This is a genomic window from Chitinophaga filiformis (assembly GCF_900102545.1).
Classification (GTDB): Bacteria; Bacteroidota; Bacteroidia; order Chitinophagales; family Chitinophagaceae; genus Chitinophaga; species Chitinophaga filiformis.
Map to the genome: position 1 here is coordinate 175747 of NZ_FNBN01000001.1, position 21640 is coordinate 197386.

Below are 21640 nucleotides of genomic sequence, written 5' to 3' on the forward strand. Positions count from 1 at the left end.
TACCTCGCGGAAGATTGCTCATCCGTCGTTATAACTTATTTTCCTCCTACGCTGATAGCGAATTCCACTTCTTTCGGCGGCAGGCACTGGTGATCATCACACACCATAAATTCTACACTACCTTTCACTTTAGTAGCAGCCTTTCCTTTCACGGTTACTTTCTGCACGAAATTCACCTGGTTTTCGTAGTATTTCAGCTCAGAATCGAAGTTCTTATCGAATGCTTTATGCAGCTTACCCACTTCACGGATCTTACCTACAGGTGTTACCAACGGATTCTTCGTTAGTTTGAAGGTGGTAGGTACCGGACCTTCACCTGCTTCCTGTGCATACAGGTGCCATTTGCTATCTATGGTAGCTGTCATGTGCAGTTCATAGGTAGTAGCATCAATCTTCTTGGCGGTAAAATCCCATTTCACCGGGTTTTCTATCTGCGCACTTGCCAGTATCGGCAAGGCAAATAAGAAAACTGCTGTTAATAATTTTCTCATACTGGATTTTTTAACTGGTTGGTTGGCTTGATTTTAAATATTGGGTGGTTCTTCCACCTCAGCATCAATTGTTATTGATAAGGCTTTGAAAAATGAGCTGCCCATCTGTATTACCCAATACTGAGCTGGTAGCTCTTTCTGGGTGAGGCATCATGCCAAATACATTACGCTCTTTGTTACAGATGCCGGCGATGTTACGCAACGCTCCATTTGGATTGGCGCCATCTACTACATTACCAAATTCGTCGCAGTAACGGAAAAGTACCTGGTTGTTCGCAAACAGGCCTTCGAGTGTAGCATCATCTGCATAGTAGCGGCCTTCGCCATGTGCTACCGGAATCTTCAATGCACGTCCGGTTACATCTTTGGTCAGGGATGCGGATGTATTTTCACTTTTCAGGTATACATTCTTACATACAAACTGCTGATGACTGTTCTGCAGTAAAGCCCCCGGTAACAGACCCGCTTCACAGAGGATCTGGAAACCATTACATACCCCGATCACACGGCCACCTTTGTTGGCAAACTCTATCACACTCTGCATCATGGGACTAAAGCGGGCAATAGCACCGCAACGCAGGTAATCTCCATAAGAAAAGCCGCCTGGCAGTACAATACAGTCTTCTTTAGTGAACTTGCTCAGGTCAGAGTCTTTATGCCACAGCTCTATTACCTCCTGTCCAAGATCGTTGCGTAATGAATCGATCATGTCATGATCACAATTAGAGCCCGGAAAGGTGACAACGCCAAATTTCATGTTTAATTTGTTGAATGTTACGGTCTAAAATATTATTCAAGCTTTTATCCGGCAGATAGCAGGCTGGTGACCATTTATCGAAATTACCGGAAAAGGCACAAAATTACTACGCCGTCCGCACATTTCCATAGCCGTTCGTCCGGTTTTAACAATTACCCGCGAAGTCGGTTAGTTTTTGCTGAAATACTGCATTATAATGACATAGGCTAATGTCAGGATGTGAATGATATTGGCTACCGTATTGTTGACAATAGACCAATAGGCATTGGCTACAAACAGGGAAAGCGGCAAAATAGCGAGTACCCAATAGGCTGGAGAGAAATGTACATTGAAAAAAGGCACTATCATGGCTACAAACACGTATACTACCAATACACTCCAGATCTTACGGCCCTGGATCAGCATCTTCTTGAGGGTACGCTGCAGTAATAACCAGCCCAGTATGAAGAAGAACAGGCTTATCGCCATAGCTCCCCATACCTTGTAATGCTGAATAAAAGGTATTTCAAGCCCCATTCTTGGGATTTTTGCAAACAAGGCCCACTGGTCTGTCAGGAAAAGGTAGGTTCCCAGCAGGTATATCGGACAGATCAGGCCCAGCAAAGCAATAATCCATTCCGCCAGACGGAAGGGACGCATGATGAGCAGGCTTAACCATAACAAAAGGCAGAATATAGTAGCCGGGAAGTAAAACAGGCCACATATACCCAGGGCAAAACCGATATTAAATACCACATCCCTGGCTGAGGTACGGGTATACAAGAGGGTAATATTGGAAAATACCCACAACATCACCAGGTTAACCAGTAAAGCCGGGGAAAATACGTTCCAGCCCTCATACAGCGAGGTAAAGAGCATATAGCTCATAGCGGGCAGGTAAGTAGCCTTGGCAAATAAGCGCTGGTGGTTCACGATCTTTGTTACCAGCAGGGCCTGCAATAACAGCAGTATGACCGCCAGCGAGGTAAACAGGAAAGGACTCTTTCCAAACGCCATTTCCATCCATTTCACAAACAGGCCGTATAACAAACCTTCGTTGCCGTCTACCAGGAAGGAAGACGGATGGATCAGGTAATAGAACTTTACCAGGAGTGTATATATCAACAGCAACAGTACCGTTAGCGGGTTGCCTGAGCGGAAAAACTTTACCACAATATGAATTCTCTTTTCAACTTTTGAAAGCGTTCCAAAGGTATTTTAAAGCGGGAGAAAATCAAAATATTATGAAAACCATGAATAATTAATGTGTTTTGGGGGTATTGGGTTTGGGGAACCGTTTCGTTTTCCCGGGGTTGCACCCCGCGCTACAAACACAAAGACCCCTACCGGGGTCTATTGCCGCGAATGATTTCGTTAGGTTTTCCGGGGGGTGAAACCCAATTTCGTCCACGGGGTTGAATCCTACCGTTTTCCCGGGGTTGCACCCCGCGCTACAAACACAAAGACCCCTACCGGGGTCTATTGCCGCGAATGATTTCGTTAGGTTTTCCGGGGGGTGAAACCCAATTTCGTCCACGGGGTTGAATCCTACCGTTTTCCCGGGGTTGCACCCCGCGCTACAAACACAAAGACCCCTACCGGGGTCTATTGCCGCAATTGATTTCGTTATGTTTTCCGGGGGTGGTGAAACCCAATTTCGTCCACGAGGTTGAATCCTACCGTTTCCCCGGGGGTTGCACCCCGCGCTACAAACACTAAGACCCCTACCGGGGTCTATTGCCGCGAATGATTTCGTTATGTTTCCCGGGGGTGGTGAAACCCAATTTCGTCCACGGGGTTGAATTCTACCGTTTCCCCGGGGTTGCACCCCGCGCTACAAACACTAAGACCCCTACCGGGGTCTATTGCCGCGAATGATTTCGTTAGGTTTCCAGAGGTGGTGAAACCCCCATTTCGTCCACGGGGTTGAATCCTACCGTTTCCCAGGGTTGCACCCGCGCTACAAACACTAAGCCCCCTACCGGGTCTATTGCCGCGATTGATTTCGTTATGTTTCCAAGGGTGGTGATACCCCCATTTCATCCACGGGGGTGAAACCCCATTTCGTCCCCGGGGTTGAAACGCATTTCGTTTTCCCGAGGTTGCACTCCGGGGTACCGTTATATAGTACGCGTTATACCCGACGCACACCCGACGTATACCAGACGCATACCCGACGCATAGTTGGACTTGAACTCCCGAACCCCTTTTATGTTCCCTCCTCCGTCTGCCCTTCCGGTGTTACCACGTCAATCTTATCTATCAGCAACCGGTCCCCCTGGATCACAAAATCGATCCGCAGGGTATAGACAATAGTTACATCTATAGATGCCCCATTCTCAGTTTCGGTATAATTTCCAAAGGTAGCCTGGCTGAAATTGGAGATGTCCTCCTCATATTCCTGGCTCAGCAGGATAAGATCGGCATCAAATCCGTAGGGCGTAGGCGTTCGTACACTGTCCTGGCTAATCCTGCCGGCACAAAGCTGGAAATAAGCGTTCTTATCGGCTATGTAATCCTGGGTAAATATGCCCGAATGGGATAAAATGCGGAGATAGGCGGCCGTGCTGTCAAAATTGACGGCATACCGGCCGGTGTCTTCCACTCCGGAGTTATCCACCAGCTGGATATCCACCAGAGAGTCTACCCGGGTGCTGTACCAGTCAAAGAAGTCACGCACCCTTTCTTCCAGTACCTGCTGGCTGATCTCAGGACTGACCGTGCCCTTGAAGTATGCCCTGGCTGAAGGGGTTTCCCGATCCTTATGAAAACCGAAAAGACCACATGCGCTGATGGTCATGGTAATCCCAAGCAGGAAGAGGTTTCGTTCTCTTTTCATTATCAGATATGGTATAAATAGCTGTTACTTACCCCAGGATCCGCTTCCGGATACAGCTTAATGAGAACAGCTGAATACCTTCGATGTTGTCATTTCGCTGCTTTCTTTATAGCATCCGCCAGGATAATCTGTGTTCGTATGAAAGTATTTTCTTCTGTAATCTTTATCCTGTTCTCCTTAAACCATTTCATAAAGTCGTTCCATTGCTGTTCATGTTCGCTCCTCCATTCTCCGAATACCTTTTCATCTCCCAGTCCCAGTATCCAGTAGTTATAGGCCTCCAGGTGTCCCGCCTCTTTCACTTTCCGCTGGAAATCGAAAAGCACAACGGGATAAGTTGTATCCCGCCCCTCCTGTGTATAGATGTCCAGAAATTTTGTCCTTATACGGTTCAAAGATGCCAGATTGATCATCTTCTCCCCTATTATTGATTTCACCAGGGTCATTTCGTAGGCTCCATTTGCAAAAGATTTTCCCATCGACGCCATCACCTGCTCGGCCAGGGCACTGGCCAGAGAACTAACCTGTGCTTTTTTACTCTGGCTGGCATCCAGCACGATCGTATTGTTCTGCTTCGCAAAACTTACGGACACGGTAGTATCAGACTCAAATTTAATCTCTCCTTTGTAAGTATAATATAAAAGTTTGCTGATCTCTTCTGTGCGTTTGGATCCACGTTCGATGTTCATAAAGATCTCTCCGTAGATCATTCCCCATATCTCCTGATCGGAATCAAGGAAAATCTTTGCGGCCCTGTAGTAGTTGGACGGATACATAGGCGCTGCCTTTATTCCTTTTTCAAAGAATCCGAGAGCAGCGTTGTACTCACTTCTCCTCAGTTCCATTACGCCACGCTCCAGGTACAGATTACCTTCTCCCGGGAATTTTTTAATGCCTTCATCATAAGCATCAATGGCTTTCTCCGGTTTTCCCATTTCATCAAGCGCATTGCCCATCATAGCATACACCCTGCCTGTTGCCTGTTTCTTCTTCACCAGTTCTTTTAACAGCTTCATGGCTTCGTCAAAGCTCTTTTGCTGATATTTGGCTAAGGCCATTTCATAAACTATTTCCGGTTCGGCCGGGTCAAGTTTACGGGCTTCTTCGAGTAAGGTAATGGACTCTGCCAGTTTACCGTTATCCATCAGTTCAATGGCTTCATTCTTTTTGGCGAGGGCCTTTTCTTTGTCAGTCGTCTGGGCTTGCGCTACAGATACAGCAAAACAACTGATCACCAGCAGGGTTCGTGGTATTCGCATAAATAGGTATTGAGATTGTCCCTTAAAATGTAATAAAGATAAATATTTATTATCTGAAGAGTTCTGGTCCGGCGAAATGATTAGGAATACTTTAACGAAGGTTATTTTTTGACTGGCTTTCCGCTTACATACTTATTGTTACGGATAATGAAGCGGTAAGGCAGCAAGGCATCTGCCCCTGCATAGTCCACCCCTATACGGGGAGTTGTAAGGATATCTTCTTTCGCGGGCACAAAGCCATCTGAGGCAAGATAAAATGCATCTTCCAGCAGTGATTCACCCGTATGCCCGACAGTGATCCCAAGTGCTTTTGATACATTTCCCGGTCCCCTGGTTAACGTGAAATCTGCCACTTTCTTTCCGGTACGTCGCAGCATAACGGGTACGCCTGTTATTGGTTCTGCCCCCCTGATGAGTATTGCATGTGGAACATCCACTTTATTGGTCACAATATTGAATAACTGATGGATACCATAACATAGATATACATACGCCCGGCCGGCTTCATGGTACATGACTTCCGTACGGGCAGTACGCCGGCCGCCATAAGCATGGGAAGCTTTGTCGGTAACCCCGGCATAGGCTTCCGTTTCTACTATACGCGCAGCCGTTAGCTCACCGTCGAATTTCGTGACGATGATCTTTCCCAGCAATTCACGGGCTATAGTTAAAACATCTGGACGGTTGTAAAAACCGGATGACAATTTCTGATAAGCGGTGGTCGGCAAAATATTAGTATAACGGCTTCCGTTAAACAATCTTTAAATGGGGCTCCAGCAATGCATAGATCTTATTCAGCACAGGCACAAGACTTTCAAAATCAAAGTCTTCTCTAAAGGAATCTGTATCTGATGACCACAGGAAAAGATCGGCACAGATCTCCATATATTCCTCTACAATGTCGCTGTTCAGAAGAGACAACAGTTCTGTCACGTTTTCCTGCAGCGCATAGTCCTTCACCACTCCCAGGGCACCGTAGATCTCGTACAATAGCGGATCATCGTCTGCCTCCAGGATTTCTGCCTTCAGGGAAGAAAAATCGAAGCCTGTATAAGCAGTATCGGTTTCATTGATCTCCTTACCCCATGCCTGTAAATTGGGGGTATCGAAAGTAATAATGCCTTCTTCAATGCCTTTCCTTAACGCAGGAAGGTCGGCATATAAACAGATCTTACCGTCCTTATCTGTCAGCAATCTGTCAGTATCATTATCTGACATATCGGTGCCAGAAACAGTATAATAAGTCTCGTCTTTGTAAATTACCTGCAATAAATACTTCTTGTATTTTTCGGAGGCTGCATCATAAAATTCTTCCATATTAACATTGGTTATTCTTCTAAGGTACTAAAATAAAAAAACCGCCGCATATAACATGAGGCGGTCTTTTTGATCGTATCGTTTATCACCTATTTAATTCCATATAAACCATTGAACAATAGCTTAAAAGTGCCGTGCGACTGTGCCCTGAAGGTTATTTCCGGACCGAAGGCATATAACCTGCCTTTGCCAACCGTAGCCTCGAATGCGGCCACTCCATCTTTAAGATAAGATTGTCCCCATGCCCAGCCGCTGCGTAAGGGCTTGTCTGTGGCAAACCAGGCAACCGGACGTACACCTTTCGCTTCAGCATCGCTGTCCAGTTTAAAGACAGGGCTGTTATCGAAATTAACATCCCCGTAGGAAGGCATTCCCCAGGCGGCCGTCCGGGTGCTGTCAAAGGCCACCTGCAGGATGCTGCCGGGCACAAAATATTTAGTACCGGGTAATGATTGCTCCTTGCCGTCTTTTCCCTTTTCCACCAGGGCATTGTGTACCGGGAGGCCCAGGTGATAAGCGAGGTTGGTACTCGTACCGATAGTGATAATGGTACCGCCCGCTTCCAGGAATTCCTTCAGTTTAGGAACGGAAGTATCTTTTGTGATCCTTCCCAATGTATGACGATACTGTTCAGGAATCTCGTCAGGGCTTGGTGGCGTCTGCCTGGAACCATACCGGTTAGGCTCTTCGCCAGAAACAGGAGGAATAGCCCTGGTCACGAACACGATCACATCGTATTGTTTCTTCAGGTCGCCGGCATCAATATCCTGCGGGTATACCAGTTTGAAAGGGAAGTGATATTGCTCCATCATCCAGCGGATCCAGCCGGAAGGCATAGAACCGCCATAATTATCCCACAGGGCAATACGCAACGGCGTTGTTTCCACCGCCCCTTTAGGACGCTTACCTACAGGTTTGCTTACTACACCTAATTGAGTGGCTGCCGCTTTTAAGATACTGTTGGCCTGTACTCCTGCAGGTATAAAAAAAGTACCTGGAGCTTCGCTTCCTACGCTTTCCGGCAACCGGTATACCTTTACTCCTGCTTTCATCAGGTCATTCACCGCAATGAACGCATTATTCACATAGGGGCTCAAGAGGTAACCGCCGCTCGCTGCAGGTGTAAATGGCCCGGCCATCGGGGACTGCAGTTCGCCGTAAGGGATTTGCTGAAAAGGCCCGCTGAAATCATCCAGTACGCGGTCAAACTTTACACCCATCTGGAAAGCCAGCGTCCATCCTGCCGCATCATAAGGACGGACAGGAGGACCACCGGGATATTGGAAGTCATTAGGATGATCCTGTGGTTCAAACATGTCCAGCACATGCGGACGGAAGGCTTGATTCGTGCGTACTATATAAGAGTTGGCCGGATACTGTTTTCCTCCTACTGTGAATGGCGCTGTTGCCTTCTGTACAGCAATACCTGCCTTGATCAGCGCGTTGATAAATTTTACTGCCGTAGCGAAATCCGGCTGGTTGGCCGGTAGGATATATCCACGAGGATCTCTTTCTGCGGGATTCTTATATATGGCGTCGTAATACGACATAGAGATGTTACTCCCCCTTTTCATCCATCCGTAAGGATCGCTGCCATCGTCTTTGGTAGTGTCATTCTTATCTTTCTTATAGGCTGCTGTAATGGCTTCTGCACGTTTTGGAGATAAGGTCCAGGAATCTGTATTGCCTTTGTCTATTGCATTCTTACCCATCTTATAAATGTTGTACAGGACCTCATCCCGCTGACGGGCAGCATAATCGAGTACGGCATAGTTCAATGATACTGAGTAATCAATAGATGTCCTGAAACGCCAGTCACCTGTTGGCTTTACAGGATTGGGCGTGGCCCCGTTCGGAATCAGGCGTTGCGGTACTACAGGTATCTTTTCAGGGGTAGGATTACCAATAATCTCTGTCAGCAATCCAATCATGTTATGATACTGGGTTGTTGTACGCAGGCCACCGTTGTACCAGGTAGAAAAACTGGAACCGTTCAGACGTGTATAACCGGGTTTATCTTCTGCATTCAGTCTATTGTACATTGCTGCACCCAGTGCATCAATACCGGTGATCATTAGTGGATCGAAGAAGTAATTGAATGGGTCGCGGTACGGAGGTCCCGCCAATACAGAACCTTCCGGACCACGTTGGTGATGATTGTACATGATCTGCGGCATCCATTCTAGGAACAACTGTTTTCCCATATTGACGCTTTCCTTCATGTTCATGATATAGAAGTCACGATTATTGTCGTGTCCTATATATTTCTGGTACAGCACCGGCAATTGTTCTGTTGAACGTTTCAGGGTGTCTGCATTGCGCATGTACCAGTTACTGGTGAGTTCCTGTCCATCGGGGTTAGCATGTGTCATCAATACGATCACGTTATCCAGTATCCGACTTGTTTCTGCGTCATTGCGACTGGTGAGCTGCCAGGCTGTTTCTATCAGCTGATGTGCCCCCACTACTTCGGTGGCATGCAATCCGCCGTCTATCCATACCACTGCTTTTCCTTTATCAGCCATATCGCGTGCCTGCTGTAGCGTAATGCCTTCGGCCCTTGCCAGCTGCCGGGAGATCTGCTTGTAATAATCCAGTTGTTTAAGGTTGGCAGGTGAGGAGATGATCAGCATATACTGATGACGCCCTTCTTCTGTCAGGCCGATATCTGTGAGTTTCACTCTATCGGAAGTGGCGGCCAGCTTTTCAAAATAGGCAGCTGTCTGTGTATAGGTTGCCAGCCTATAGTCGTCTCCGATATTAAATCCGAAGTGTTCTTTAGGTGATGGCACAGTCTGGGCCTGTAACTGTGATGTGCAGCAAATACCTGCCATCAGCAGCCAGCCCGATAAGGTGTGTTTCATAAGCATTTATTTTTTACGGTAGTCCAATGCCGGGGCGCGGTTGCCCAGCATCGCCTCATATTTGAAAGAGGGGCCCTGACGTTTTTTGAGTTCAGCTTTTGCGGTTTCTAAAGCAAGCGGATTATTAAACAGGTCATAGGCAGTGAATGCCATTGTTTTTGCAGCCACCATCATTCCTTTCGCGCCAATGCTGCTACCTGCAGCAGCCACATTCTGCCAGCTATGACCCGAAGAACCAGGTACAAAAGTAGCGGTGGTAATGCCGGCGGTAGGCGTTACCCAGCTTACATCTGCCACATCAGAAGAGCCGATGGCATCGTGTTTATCTGATATGAAAGGCTGTATGGTGGCAGTCGCTGTATCTAGGTTGGGCAGCTTCGATGTGTCGATCAGTGTGGACTGGATCTTTTTGGCGAACTCTCTTTCTGCAGATGTATAGGTAAATCCTCCTACCTGGCGCAGATTGCTATCCATTATCTTTGACAATGTTTCATTAGGCAACATATTGTACACACCCCCTATCACTTCATAATTCATTCTTGTACCTGTACCCAGGGCTGCGCCTTCTGCAGCTTTTACCAGTCTTGCCCATACATCTTTTACCACCTGCATATCCGGGTGACGCACGTAATAATACACTTCTGCAAAAGCAGGCACCACATTGGGTGCATCGCCTCCTTTTGTGATCACATAATGAATACGCGTTTCCTGCGGAATATGCTCACGCATCATGTTCACCATATAATCCATGGCTTCCACACCATCCAGTGCAGAACGTCCTTTGTCAGGCGAGCCTGCGGCATGTGCTGCCACACCATAAAAGCGGAACTTCGCATTCTTGTTGGACAACCAGGGATAGATCGTCGCAGCGTTATCATTACCCGGATGCCAGTGTAACACAGCGCTTACATCATCAAACATCCCTTCTCTTACCATATATACTTTGCCGGAGCCGCCTTCTTCTGCCGGACATCCGTACACGCGGATAGTACCTTTCCCGTTATGATCTTTCAACCAGTTCTTCACACTGATGGCTGCAGCAACTGAAGCTGTACCAAACAGGTTATGACCACAACCATGACCTGCGCCCCCTTCCTGTATTGCCTTTTGTTGCGGTTCTGCTACCTGCGACAACCCCGGTAATGCGTCATACTCCGCCAGGATACCGATAACAGGTTGCCCGCTGCCATAACTGGCAACGAAAGCTGTAGGAATACCAGCGATACCTGCTTTCACCGTAAATCCCTCCTGCTGCAATGTAGATTGTAACAGCGCGGAACTCTTTTCTTCCTGGTACCCCACTTCTGCATATCCCCAGATCTTCTTTGCAATGTTTGTATATGCAGGCGTCTGTTGATCTAAGTATGCTGCAATTGCTTTCTTGTCCTTATTCTGCGCCCCAGCTAATGCCGGCAGGAAACAAAGGAATGATATAATCAGTCTTCTCATTTGTACAATTGATTGAATAATAGTTTAAAAGTGCTGTGTGACTGACCACGGAATGTGATCTCTGGTCCGAAGGCATATAATTTACCCGCACCTACCGGTGCCACGAATGCTGCTACACCATCTTTCAGGTATTTCTGTCCCCAGGCCCAGCCACTATGTAATGGCGTTGCTGTAGAGAACCAGATCAGCTTCTTTAGACCGGCACTTTCTGCGCCTGCCGTAAATTTAAATACCGGGCTTCTATCGAAATATACGTCATTCTTCGCCGGCATTCCCCGGTTTTCCTCTGCTGTAGTATCCAGGTCAGCGGTCAGTAAACTACCGGGGATATAATATTTCGTACCTGGTATTGGTTTCCATTCACCTTTTGCATTCTTTTCTACCAACGCATTTTCCACCGGTAAATGCAGGTGGTATGCCAGGTTTGTACTTGTACCAATAGTAACAATTTTACCACCTGCTTCCAGGAACTTCCTCAGCTGCGGAACAGAAGTATCTTTAGTGATGCGTCCCAGCCAGGGCTTAAACTCGTCAGACAATTCTTCCGGCTTAGGCGGTTTATTATAACTGTTGTCATTCTTTTTAGGCTTACCTGTATCAGGGATAGCGCCTGATACAAAGATGAGCATATCGTATTTCTTACGCAGATCGCCTGCATCTACTTCCTGTGAATAGAGCATCTTATAATCATAATGATATTGTTCCATCAACCAGCTTATCCATCCGGCGGGAATAGAACCGCCGTAGGTGTTCCAGATGCCTATGCGTAAGGGTGCGACCGGCTTCAGCCCTGCGGGTGTAATATCTGCTGCGGTAACACGAATGCCCAGTTCCGCCGTTGCTTTCGTGAGTATGTTCTGTGCCTTTACTCCTATAGGAATATAGAATCCACCATTAACAGTACGGGATACTTTCACGCCCGCCTTCAGCAGATCATTCGCAGCGATGAACGCATTGTTGGAGGAAGCATCTATCAGGTAGCCTTTTTTAGCGGCGGGTAAAGTAGTGGCTAATGGTGCTTCGATCTGACCATAGGGCAACTGTGTGAAAGGTCCGTCAAATCCTTCCATGATACGGTCAAACTGTACGCCCATCTGGTAAGCCAGCGTCCATCCTGCCGCATCATAAGGACGGATAGGAGGCCCTCCGGCATATTGGAAATCATTTGGATGATCTTGTGGTTCAAACATGTCAATGACATGCGGACGAAAAGCCTGCGCTGTTTTTACAATATAGGAACCGGCCGGATATTGTTTACCTTCTACAGTAAAAGCGGCTGTTGCTTTATGAATGGTAACACCCGAACGGCTTAATGCATTGATGAATTTCACAGCTGTGGGGAAGTCTGCCTGGTCTGCAGGAATAATATAACCGCGTGCGTCCCGGTAGTCAGGGTTTTTCAGTATACCTGCATAATATTTTGCAGCAATAGTATCTTCCCTGCCAAAAGCAAACTCACCACCTGTTTCACCTTCAGTGGTGGTATCTCTTTTCCTTTCCACTTTATATGCAACACGGATGGAGTCTATATATCTCGGATAAAATGTCCAGTGATCGCCGTTGCCGCGGTCAATTGCATTTTTACCCATCCTGTAAATATTAAACAGCAACTCACTTCTGTAGCGGGCCGCATAATCCAATACTGCATAGTTCAGCGAAACAGAATAATCTATCGACTGACGGAAATGCCATTCCTGTGGTGCTACCGGATTGGGCGTAGCGCCATTGGGCACCAGCCTGTCTGGCACCAGTGGCACGGTTTCAGGCGTTGGGCCGCCGATGATCTCTGTAAGCAATCCTACCATATTATGGAAGTAAGGCGTAGTACGTAATCCGCCATTCCACCAGGTAGAAAATGTAGATCCATTACGCTGGGTATAACCGGGTTTGTTTTCAACATTCAGCCTGTTGTTCATAGCGGCGCCCACTGCATCAATGCTGGTCACAATTAGTGGATCATAAATATGATTGAAAGGATCACGGTAAGGAGGGCCAGCCAATACAGAGCCCGCGGGCCCGCGCTGATGGTGGTTGTACATGATCTGAGGGATCCACTCTACAAACAGCTGACGACTGATGTTCTGGCTTTCCTTCATATTCATCATATAAAAATCCCTGTTGTTATCATGGCCTACATACTTTTCATACAGACGGGGAATATTCAATGCACGTTTCTTCGGATCAGCCATACGCATGTACCAGTCAGACACCAGCTCCTGCCCGTCAGGATTGGCATGTGCCAGCAGGATGATATCATTCTGTAAGATGTTCATTGTTTCAGCGTCGGTACGCGTTACCAGCTGATACATTGTTTCGATCAGCTGATGCGCTCCTACTGTTTCAGTAGCGTGCAATCCGCCATCTATCCATACGACTGCTTTACCTTCTGCTGCCAGCTTACGGGCGCTTTCATCTGTCAGTCCTGCCGCATGCGCCAACTGCTGTGAGATTTCCTTGTAGCGGCTCAATGCCTTCAGGTTTTCCGGAGAAGATACGATGAGCATATACTGATGCCTTCCTTCTTCCGTTGTACCGATGTCTACCAGCTCTGCACGATCAGAAGCCGCCAGCTTTTTAAAGTAGGCTTCTGTCTGTGTGTAGGTGGCCAGCTGATAGTCATCGCCGATATTAAAACCAAAATGTTCTTTTGGAGAGGGAACTGTCTGTCCCCACGCCACCGCTGTGCATAGGAGCAGCGACAGCATACCGTAGAGTTTTCCTGCCATAAGTAAGGTTTTATTTTACCCTGCCGGCCTTCCGCCAGCAGTGGGCTACTGCTTTTTAAATCTCACGCCTACTCTGCAATCGCCGGGTTCACCGCGTGACTCATCACAAATATTGTTAAAGAATGTTATGATCCTGCGACCATCGCTAAGGTTCAGTATAAACTTGAAGAGAAAATAATCATTTACTGCTACAGATCCAAGCGATACATTATTCATGGCTGCCAATTGAGTAGCAGTGAACGAATATATTTTAGGAAAGGTCGTAACGGTTTCATACAATTTGTCGCGTGAGCCGATAATGCTGGGCAGTGGAAACTGGGCAATATTGGTGTACTGGTTTCCCGGAGAGGAGATCACCAGTGGATAAGCCGGCACACTGGATTCAGCTTTGTTGTAACTCGTATACACTTCTATGGAAGTGACGGTTACTTTATCAAAGCCCTCCCAGTCAAGGGTGAAGGCAAACTCCTGATCGGCCAGGTTGGGATCATTCAGATTAAAGAATGCGACTTTACCGGCCTGCCTCGTAGGCAGAGCTGTCTTTGTCGTATCGACGGTTACAATGGGCACAGCAGTGTATTGATACTGTTCCCATTCATAGTCTGCTTTTTTGCAGGCAGGGAGACCGGTGTAAATGATCAGTATTGCAATTATCAGATATCTCATGTGTTAATTTTTGTGTGATGATTATTTATCCCAGAATACAGGTGTGGTCTGCTGTGCTACCTGTAATGCACTGGCATTCTCGCCCAGGCTGGTGTTTGCAGATAGTTCTGTCTGGGAATAATAAAGCCTTAAAGGGAATGCGTTCAAGGGCGATAAAGGCGCACGTAATACCGGCAGAGCAGTTCTCCTGTAGTCGTTGTACGCCTCCATACCATTGCCATAACAGGCAATGTATTTCTGTGTCATCACCATATTCATCTTACCGGCAGCATCTGCAGCATCATAGGCTGTCAACAGTTTATTCACAAATCCACTGACAGCAGCGGGCGATAAAGCCACTCCACCATTTGCAGCACCATAGGTGCTCACACTATTCAGGTGTGCGGTAACACCATCAGCGAAATTCTGTCTCGCATCATCGCCGGTGTTCAATGCCAGTGCTGCCTCTGCGCGGATCAGCTTTACCATAGCGTTGGTGAGCAGCGGAATAACACCGGCACCGGTGCCATCGGAAGTAGCAACTACTTTCAGACTGGCAGTAGCGCCTGCATTGCTAAGATAGCTATAGGTGTCCGGAATGTTATTGATGGGCGCATTATCATACAAGCCTCCTGCCGGATATACTCCAAAGGTAGAACGCCTGTTCAGGTCAGCCGGTGCAGCAGTACCATCACCGGGATTACGGCCATAGTAACCATTACTGTTGGTGGAGTTATTCAGGCCTGCTGTTGCATTCTGACGATAGATGAAATACCGCAAACGGGGATCATCGTTGTTGAACAGCAGGTCTACAAATGACTGGCACATGTAGAAGTTCTTGCTGGATTGATATTCAGAACGATGCCACGGATGGCGGTTGTTAGGGTTCTGTGCTGAGCCGAACCTGAACGTATAGTCCGTTGTATTGGTATTGGTCGTTCCTCCTATCAGTGTGGCAGGATTGCTGATCAATGCCTGTATCGCTGCGGTGGACCGGGCCGGATCTACCAGCCGGATCTGGTTGTAGAGTTTTAACTTCAGTGAATTGGCCAATGCGATCCAGGAATTCTTTGAACCACCATAGATCATATCGGCGCTGGAAGGCATCAAGCCTGAGGCACTTACTTTACCTGCATCCTGCAGGGCGTCGTCAATCAGTGTCAGTACGCTTTCATAGATCTCCTGTCCTTTGTCCAGCCGAGGGCTTACGGTTTGCTGCCCTTTCTCCGATTGCGAATACGGTATGTCGCCCCACATGTCTACCATCAGGCTCACCAGGTAGGCCTTCTCAATTTTCGCAACAGCCACATAGCCCCATTCCTCCTGCGTGGTGCCGCTGTTGATGATGGATTCCAGGTCATTCAATGTCTGGCTGTAAAACCCGTCCCAGGGATCATCAAAACTGGTGCCCTGTTGCTGATACCGACTCAGATCACCAGACGATACCATGTGCTGCATAAAGGTGGAAGTACCACTATTCAGTTCATACATATTAGCGGCCATAGATACTTCCGTAGATGGCAGTAATAACGATAACTGCGCTGTGGTCGGATTATTGGGATCCGTATTGATATCGACAAACTTATTACAGGCACCGGCTAAGAAAGCCATACCGGTTACCAGGAGTGTGTATGTGCTATATTTCAATTTCATAATTCATGACAGGTTGAGTGATCAATATCCCATATCAGAAGGAACACCTTAAGTTGACACCAAATCTTTTAGTAGTAGGCACTGACAGGTTATCGTAACCCTGTGAGTTACCCACACCCAGTGAGCTTACTTCCGGATCGAAGTTGGTATACTTAGGGAAGTTCGGTGCGTTGTACCAGAGGTTCCTTCCAGACAATGAGATAGTGGCGGAGCCAAATGGTGAATTGCCCAGTAAGCTCTTTGGAAAGTCATATGCCAGCGAGATCTCACGCAGTCTGAACACAGTCGCATCGAAGATGGAGCCTTCATTCACACCGCCAGGCCCCATACCGCCATTGAAGAAATGATCTTCATAAGACATCGCCACATTGTTCGGTATCTTTTTTCCACGTTCGTCCAGCAATGCTTTCAGCGTATTGATATCGCCCATCACACCAGGAGAAACGATCTGGAATTCACGCTCTTCCGTATCTCTGGTTACACCGCGGGACATCATCTGCCCCACGGTATTGGAGTACATCTGTCCGCCCTGTTTCCAGTCGAAGAGTACATTTAGCGTCAGGCTCCTGTACCGGAAGGTATTGGTGATACCCAGTATGAAATCCGGATTCGGATTGCCGATTGCCTTCAGCGAGCCTGATACCAATGGTTTGCCGGAAGCAGGATCTATGAGGATATTACCTTCCTCATCACGTGCATAAGCGGTGCCCTGGATCAATCCGTAGGGCTGTCCGACAATATGCACGCTGCTGGTTCCGTTGGTACCGCCATAGCTGAAACTCTGATAGCCTCCGAGGTCTTTGATCATATTCCTGTTGCGGGTGAAGTTGGCATTGATATCCCAGTTGAAACCATTAGCGGTGCGGATAGGAGTAGCTGTAAAACCGATCTCTATTCCTTTATTGGTAGCCTCACCCAGGTTGAGGATCTGTGTGGTGTAACCGGATGAAGGTGCTGCTGTTACCTCAAAGATCTGTGAGGTACTGCGTTTATTATAGTAAGTCAGATCTAAACCAATACGATTATCCAGGAACTGCAATTCTCCACCTAATTCAAGTTCTGTGATGAACTCGGGTTTCAGGTTGGCATTTGTCAGCAGGTTGGATTGCGTAACGATATTGTATACGGCGCCGTTCTGTGGAGTGAATGGCAATCCCACATTCGAAGGAGTCGCGCCACCGAGAATAGCATTGATCTGATAAAAATTAGCGGTCTGATAAGGAGATGCTTCATTACCTACTCTTGTATACCCGGCTCTTACTTTACCGAAATTCAGTACTTCTTTTGGCAGATGGAAGGCTTCTGTAAATACAAGCGAGCCATTCACACCACCATAGAAATAACTGCGGTTATTGGCAGGCAGCGTAGACGATACATCATTACGGCCTACGAAGTTCAATGAAGCAAAGTTCTTATAGTCAAGGGTGATATCTGTAAAGAACGCATAGTAGCGCTGCTTCAGCAGATTCCTGTTATTAGTGAGCTGCACACCTGTTACAGAGCTGGTATTGTTCATATCATGCAGATCAGCCACGATGATGTTATCTCCGTAAAAAGCCTTCCTGTCTGTAAAACGCTGGTTCACGTTATTTCCTACAATGGCGCGAACGGAGACGTTTGGCGTGATAGCATGTGTTGCTGTCAACAGCAGGGTATTATCCAGTTCCTGCCGGTAGATATTATCGCTTGTGATACTACCATTAGCATAGGAAGATGATCCTTTCCCTCTTACACTCAATCGCCTGTCTGTGTATGCATTAAAGCCGATCGTATTCTGAACATTCAGCCATGAGAAAGGATCAAAACCTACAATGAGGTTACCATAGTAGCGGTCCACATCACTTTTGTTAGGACTATGTTTTACTGACCAATATGGATTGTCTACACCAGTATAGTCATATACATTACTACCATCTATTGGATTTTCGAAAGGGTAATGAGTGAGGTCATAACTGGTGGGCACATACATCAGCGTTGACATGATAGACCCTGTCAATCCGCCTACAGGAGGCGTTTTCTGACGGGTGGTCACATAGTTGATAGAGCCGCTGGCATAAAACTTATTTTCCAGCCGGATATTGCCACCGATATTCACAGAGGTGCGTTTAATCTCATTATCTGGTACCACTCCCCTGTTATCTGTATTGGAAAAGCCTGCATTGAAATTTCCCTTTTCACTGCCGGAAGAGATAGTAATCGCATTTTCGTATACACTCCCCGTTCTGAAAAAGTTCTTCGCATTCTCCCGTGCATAGGATTTGTAGGGAACCTGTATGGGTGTTACACCATCTGCTTCATAAAATTCGGGAAATACCGCGGAGCTGAACTGACGTGTCAACTGATGAGGGATAGTAGTACGGGTAGGCAGCATGCTGGGAACCCCCTGAAAAGGCTGGCCCCAGGAAGCATATACACCTTGCCTGTAGTCGTTGTTGGTACCTTGTCCGTAGCGTGTCTGGTATTCAGGGAGTCCGGCCACTTCTTCAATGGCGTAAGAAGTATTGTAGGTGATCTCGGTACCTTTGCGACTTTTCTTCTTACCTGCTTTGGTAGTGATGATGATAGCGCCGTTGGCGGCTCTTGATCCATACAGTGCAGCTGCTGCTGCACCTTTGAGTACTGTCATACTCTGTATGTTGTTAGGATCAAGGTCGAATGCGCGGTTGGTTACCCCGACACCGCCTACTGAAGAGGAGCCTACATTCGCAAAGCTGGAGTTGTCAAAAGGTACACCATCCACTACAAACAGCGGCTGGTTGTTGCCATTGAGAGAAGAGTTACCACGAATGGTGATGTTGGTACCACCGCCAGCTACACCACCGGCAGACTGTATATTCACACCGGCCACTTTACCTGTCAGTGCACGTACAGGATCGGGTTCAGACTTCTGGGCGAGTTTCTCAGAACCTATGGTGCTAACGGAATAACCCAGGCTATTCTTCTGACGTGCGATACCTGCTGCTGTTACAACAATATCGTGCAGTTGTTTCACCGCAGCCTGCAGCCTGATGGTACCTGCCTGTGCTGCACCAATCTCTGTTACATGATAACCGATAGCGGTGATCACCAGCGTAGCGCCTTGTTTTACCTTTAGTGTAAAAGAGCCATCACCTCCTGAAGTCACACCATTACCGGTGCCTTTTTCTACGATCGTTGCGCCGGGAAAGGGATCGCCACTTTCGCTGAGTACCTTACCCCTGATCACTGTATCTGCTGTAGGAGCAGACGGCTGGGGTTGAATATTATGTTGTTCACTTTTCTCTTTCAGGATAATAAAGCCATCATTGACAACGAAGTTTATATCCAGTTTCCCCAATACTTTGTCCAGCACTTTGCCGAGTTCTTCTTCATTTGCATTTGCGGTAACTTTTTTATCCATCGCAATACGATCGGAACTATACACAAATTTCACGTCTGCTTTTGACCTGATCTGGTTGAGCACCATTTTAAGGCTCATATCATCTGCCTGCAGTGATATCTTTCTGTTCAGGATATTCTGTGCATACAGGGCGCCGGGACTGGCTGAGAAGAACATCATTATGCCTAATGATGTGATAATGACGGATTTGGTAATAAAAACATTTGTCTTTACATTTATGGACATAGGCCTGTTTCTTTGTTAGATTTCTGGTTGAATAAGACAAAGGAATTCCCTTACTGCGCTGTCACGCAGTATTTCAGGGCTAAATCAATTTCAGCAGGGGGCTGTCACCTCCTGCTTTTATTTTTCCTGTTTACTTTCATCATAGGCGACTCTTTTAGTGTGATAGTGATACATCCTGATTTTGGTTGAATTACAGTTCATAGTTTATTTTTTTGCTCGTATTAATACCATCTTGTCATTGATCGTTACGTCCAGGTTGAGAGCCTGGCTGATCATCTCCATCGTATGTGCTAAAGATTGGTCTGTCATGTCTGCTGTGATGCGATGCTTTCGAATGGCGGTATCTTCCAGGTTGATCTTTACTTCGAATTTCTTTTCAATTTTCTGTATTACATCGTTCATGCCGGCATCATTGAAAGTCATGTCATATTCTGTTCCCCTGATGAATTCATGTATGTCTTTGCGCGACGGGTGCACGTTCACTACTGAAGCATGTACTTCTGAATAAACAATACTTTCATTTGTGCTGACGATCTGTTCTTTTGTTGATTCCGATCCTACTACTACAGATCCTGTCAATACTGATATGGCCACTTCTCCTTTTTCGTTCTTACGGATATTAAAGCTGGTGCCTAATACACCTGTGGTCAGTGAGCCACAGTATACCACGAAAGGACGTTTTGCATCTTTTGCTACTTCAAACAGGGCTTCTCCTTCCAGTGTTACAGGACGTTTATTCTTATCAAAAACGGCAGGGAAAGTCAGTTTACTTTTCCCTTTCAGCCATACAATACTACCATCGGACAGTATGTGTTTCCGGATATGCCCTTCGTCGCTATATGCGTAAGTTGTTCTATGCGGGGCCACAATATCCAGCACACTTTTCCTCCAGACATAGCCTGCTATGAAGACCACCGCGATTGTCGCTGCAACTGCTATCTTTTGCGCCGGGCGAAACATACGGACTGTTTTTGCCTGCTGCTGACTTATACGTTGTTGCAGACGGCTGAACATTTTCTCTTTTGCATTTGACAGTTCTTCCGGTGAAAGATTGTCAAATGCTGCTTTATCTTCCATAGTGTCAAGCCACTTTTCCAGGTGTTCCATTTCCTGTTTATTGAGGAGGCCCTTAGTATATCTATCCAGTAAATGTTTAAATTCCTTGTTGTCCATCAGTAGCTGAGACTTGTTTTAGTATATGGCGGCGCGTCTATATATTATGTAAACTGAGAAAGGGGATACACCTATCGGGAGGGAAAAAATTTATAAAAACCAGAAATATTCCCTGAAAGCGAGGCGTAAATGCTTCAGGGCCTTGGTAAGATGGTTTTCTACAGTCTTATGGGAGATATTCAGGGCATTGGCAATATCATGGATGGAACGGTGTTCATTCCGGCTCATTCGGAACACCTGCTGGCATTTTTCGGGTAGGCGGGATACTTCCTTCTCGAGGGCATTGGTCAGATCGGCAAAGGCCACATGCTCTTCACTTGAATTATCCTGCAAAGGCTCATTATAGCGGGCGAAAGAGCTGGCGTAGGTTTTCCGTACCTTGTCTGCCTTGATATAGTTGAAGATCTGGTATTTAACTGCCGTGTACAGGTAGGCTGAAAGGGTTTGCTGTAACCGTAGTTCGGCACGTCTGTTCCAAAGGGAAAAGAAAACCTCCTGGATCAGTTCTTCCGTCACTTCTTTCGATTTCAGACGGTTATAGACGTAAGCATATAAAAGAGGCCAGTATTTATTATAAATACATTCATAGGCTGCTCTATCTCCTGTTAGTAATAGAGCGACAAGATCTGCATCATCATATGTATGTAAATTTCCGATAATGTAGGCTTTTAGGCGTGCTGAACCTGGTTGATAGTATAAACTAACAAAAAAAAGTAAAGAAATCATAGCCGATTATCATAAAACTCATCATTTTCTTTCAAAAACTACTTCTTTTAAGTAGTCTGCAATTTTTTCGCAGTGTAATAGGATGCTTTTCTCAGGTCATTCCGGTTGGAGAGACAGATTGCTTTGCTTGTCCACGTAATAAAAAACCGCCTCATTGA

General features: G+C 46.7%; 15 protein-coding genes. All 15 read right to left on the bottom strand.

All coding sequences use genetic code 11. From position 1 onward, the window contains the following. Positions 1-35 precede the first annotated feature (35 nt). Positions 36-491: a protein-disulfide reductase DsbD domain-containing protein gene (locus tag BLR32_RS00725; RefSeq protein ID WP_089828327.1), complete on the bottom strand. Its 456-nt coding sequence runs from the start codon at positions 489-491 to the stop codon at positions 36-38. Between the two features lie 64 nt (positions 492-555). Continuing rightward, entirely contained in the window at positions 556-1248 is a 693-nt protein-coding gene (purQ, locus tag BLR32_RS00730) for a phosphoribosylformylglycinamidine synthase subunit PurQ (protein ID WP_089828328.1), read from the bottom strand. Positions 1249-1416: 168 nt separating this feature from the next. After that, entirely contained in the window at positions 1417-2400 is a 984-nt protein-coding gene (locus BLR32_RS00735) for a hypothetical protein (protein WP_143011311.1), read from the bottom strand. 1036 nt (positions 2401-3436) lie between these two features. Continuing rightward, positions 3437-4066 (bottom strand): hypothetical protein, encoded by a 630-nt coding sequence (locus tag BLR32_RS00740; RefSeq protein ID WP_089828330.1) that lies wholly within the window; start codon positions 4064-4066, stop codon positions 3437-3439. An 89-nt stretch (positions 4067-4155) separates the two neighbouring features. Next, the gene (locus BLR32_RS00745) at positions 4156-5325 is read right to left on the bottom strand and encodes a tetratricopeptide repeat protein (RefSeq protein ID WP_089828331.1); all 1170 of its coding nucleotides are present in this window, start codon (positions 5323-5325) and stop codon (positions 4156-4158) included. A gap of 101 nt (positions 5326-5426) precedes the next feature. Continuing rightward, the gene (locus BLR32_RS00750; protein ID WP_089829853.1) at positions 5427-6053 is read right to left on the bottom strand and encodes a DNA-3-methyladenine glycosylase; all 627 of its coding nucleotides are present in this window, start codon (positions 6051-6053) and stop codon (positions 5427-5429) included. Positions 6054-6075: 22 nt separating this feature from the next. Then, positions 6076-6642, bottom strand: coding sequence for a hypothetical protein (locus BLR32_RS00755; RefSeq protein WP_089828332.1), 567 nt, complete (start codon positions 6640-6642; stop codon positions 6076-6078). Positions 6643-6731: 89 nt separating this feature from the next. Continuing rightward, positions 6732-9506: a M14 family metallopeptidase gene (locus BLR32_RS00760; RefSeq protein WP_089829854.1), complete on the bottom strand. Its 2775-nt coding sequence runs from the start codon at positions 9504-9506 to the stop codon at positions 6732-6734. A gap of 6 nt (positions 9507-9512) precedes the next feature. Next, positions 9513-10955, bottom strand: coding sequence for an amidohydrolase (locus BLR32_RS00765; RefSeq protein WP_089828333.1), 1443 nt, complete (start codon positions 10953-10955; stop codon positions 9513-9515). Beyond that, positions 10952-13681 (bottom strand): M14 family metallopeptidase, encoded by a 2730-nt coding sequence (locus BLR32_RS00770; RefSeq protein WP_089828334.1) that lies wholly within the window; start codon positions 13679-13681, stop codon positions 10952-10954. Before BLR32_RS00770 ends, BLR32_RS00765 begins: the two co-directional genes overlap by 4 nt. 45 nt (positions 13682-13726) lie before the next feature. After that, the gene (locus tag BLR32_RS00775) at positions 13727-14347 is read right to left on the bottom strand and encodes a hypothetical protein (RefSeq protein ID WP_089828335.1); all 621 of its coding nucleotides are present in this window, start codon (positions 14345-14347) and stop codon (positions 13727-13729) included. A 21-nt stretch (positions 14348-14368) separates the two neighbouring features. Further along, complete coding sequence (locus BLR32_RS00780; RefSeq protein ID WP_089828336.1) at positions 14369-15979, bottom strand: SusD/RagB family nutrient-binding outer membrane lipoprotein; 1611 nt, start codon at positions 15977-15979, stop codon at positions 14369-14371. A gap of 34 nt (positions 15980-16013) precedes the next feature. Next, the gene (locus tag BLR32_RS00785) at positions 16014-19583 is read right to left on the bottom strand and encodes a SusC/RagA family TonB-linked outer membrane protein (protein ID WP_089828337.1); all 3570 of its coding nucleotides are present in this window, start codon (positions 19581-19583) and stop codon (positions 16014-16016) included. 204 nt (positions 19584-19787) lie between these two features. Next, positions 19788-20756: a FecR family protein gene (locus tag BLR32_RS00790; protein WP_089828338.1), complete on the bottom strand. Its 969-nt coding sequence runs from the start codon at positions 20754-20756 to the stop codon at positions 19788-19790. A 90-nt stretch (positions 20757-20846) separates the two neighbouring features. Continuing rightward, a complete protein-coding gene (locus tag BLR32_RS00795; RefSeq protein ID WP_089828339.1) occupies positions 20847-21482 on the bottom strand; it encodes an RNA polymerase sigma-70 factor in 636 nt (211 codons plus the stop codon). Between the last annotated feature and the right edge of the window lie 158 nt (positions 21483-21640).

What these genes read in the sequence shown, in the direction of transcription:
- BLR32_RS00725 (WP_089828327.1), bottom strand. Translation starts at nt 491, where the DNA reads ATGAGAAAATTATTAACAGCAGTTTTCTTATTTGCCTTGCCGATACTG.
- purQ (WP_089828328.1), bottom strand. Translation starts at nt 1,248, where the DNA reads ATGAAATTTGGCGTTGTCACCTTTCCGGGCTCTAATTGTGATCATGAC.
- BLR32_RS00740 (WP_089828330.1), bottom strand. Translation starts at nt 4,066, where the DNA reads ATGAAAAGAGAACGAAACCTCTTCCTGCTTGGGATTACCATGACCATC.
- BLR32_RS00745 (WP_089828331.1), bottom strand. Translation starts at nt 5,325, where the DNA reads ATGCGAATACCACGAACCCTGCTGGTGATCAGTTGTTTTGCTGTATCT.
- BLR32_RS00755 (WP_089828332.1), bottom strand. Translation starts at nt 6,642, where the DNA reads ATGGAAGAATTTTATGATGCAGCCTCCGAAAAATACAAGAAGTATTTA.
- BLR32_RS00760 (WP_089829854.1), bottom strand. Translation starts at nt 9,506, where the DNA reads ATGAAACACACCTTATCGGGCTGGCTGCTGATGGCAGGTATTTGCTGC.
- BLR32_RS00765 (WP_089828333.1), bottom strand. Translation starts at nt 10,955, where the DNA reads ATGAGAAGACTGATTATATCATTCCTTTGTTTCCTGCCGGCATTAGCT.
- BLR32_RS00770 (WP_089828334.1), bottom strand. Translation starts at nt 13,681, where the DNA reads ATGGCAGGAAAACTCTACGGTATGCTGTCGCTGCTCCTATGCACAGCG.
- BLR32_RS00775 (WP_089828335.1), bottom strand. Translation starts at nt 14,347, where the DNA reads ATGAGATATCTGATAATTGCAATACTGATCATTTACACCGGTCTCCCT.
- BLR32_RS00780 (WP_089828336.1), bottom strand. Translation starts at nt 15,979, where the DNA reads ATGAAATTGAAATATAGCACATACACACTCCTGGTAACCGGTATGGCT.
- BLR32_RS00785 (WP_089828337.1), bottom strand. Translation starts at nt 19,583, where the DNA reads ATGTCCATAAATGTAAAGACAAATGTTTTTATTACCAAATCCGTCATT.
- BLR32_RS00790 (WP_089828338.1), bottom strand. Translation starts at nt 20,756, where the DNA reads ATGGACAACAAGGAATTTAAACATTTACTGGATAGATATACTAAGGGC.
- BLR32_RS00795 (WP_089828339.1), bottom strand. Translation starts at nt 21,482, where the DNA reads ATGATTTCTTTACTTTTTTTTGTTAGTTTATACTATCAACCAGGTTCA.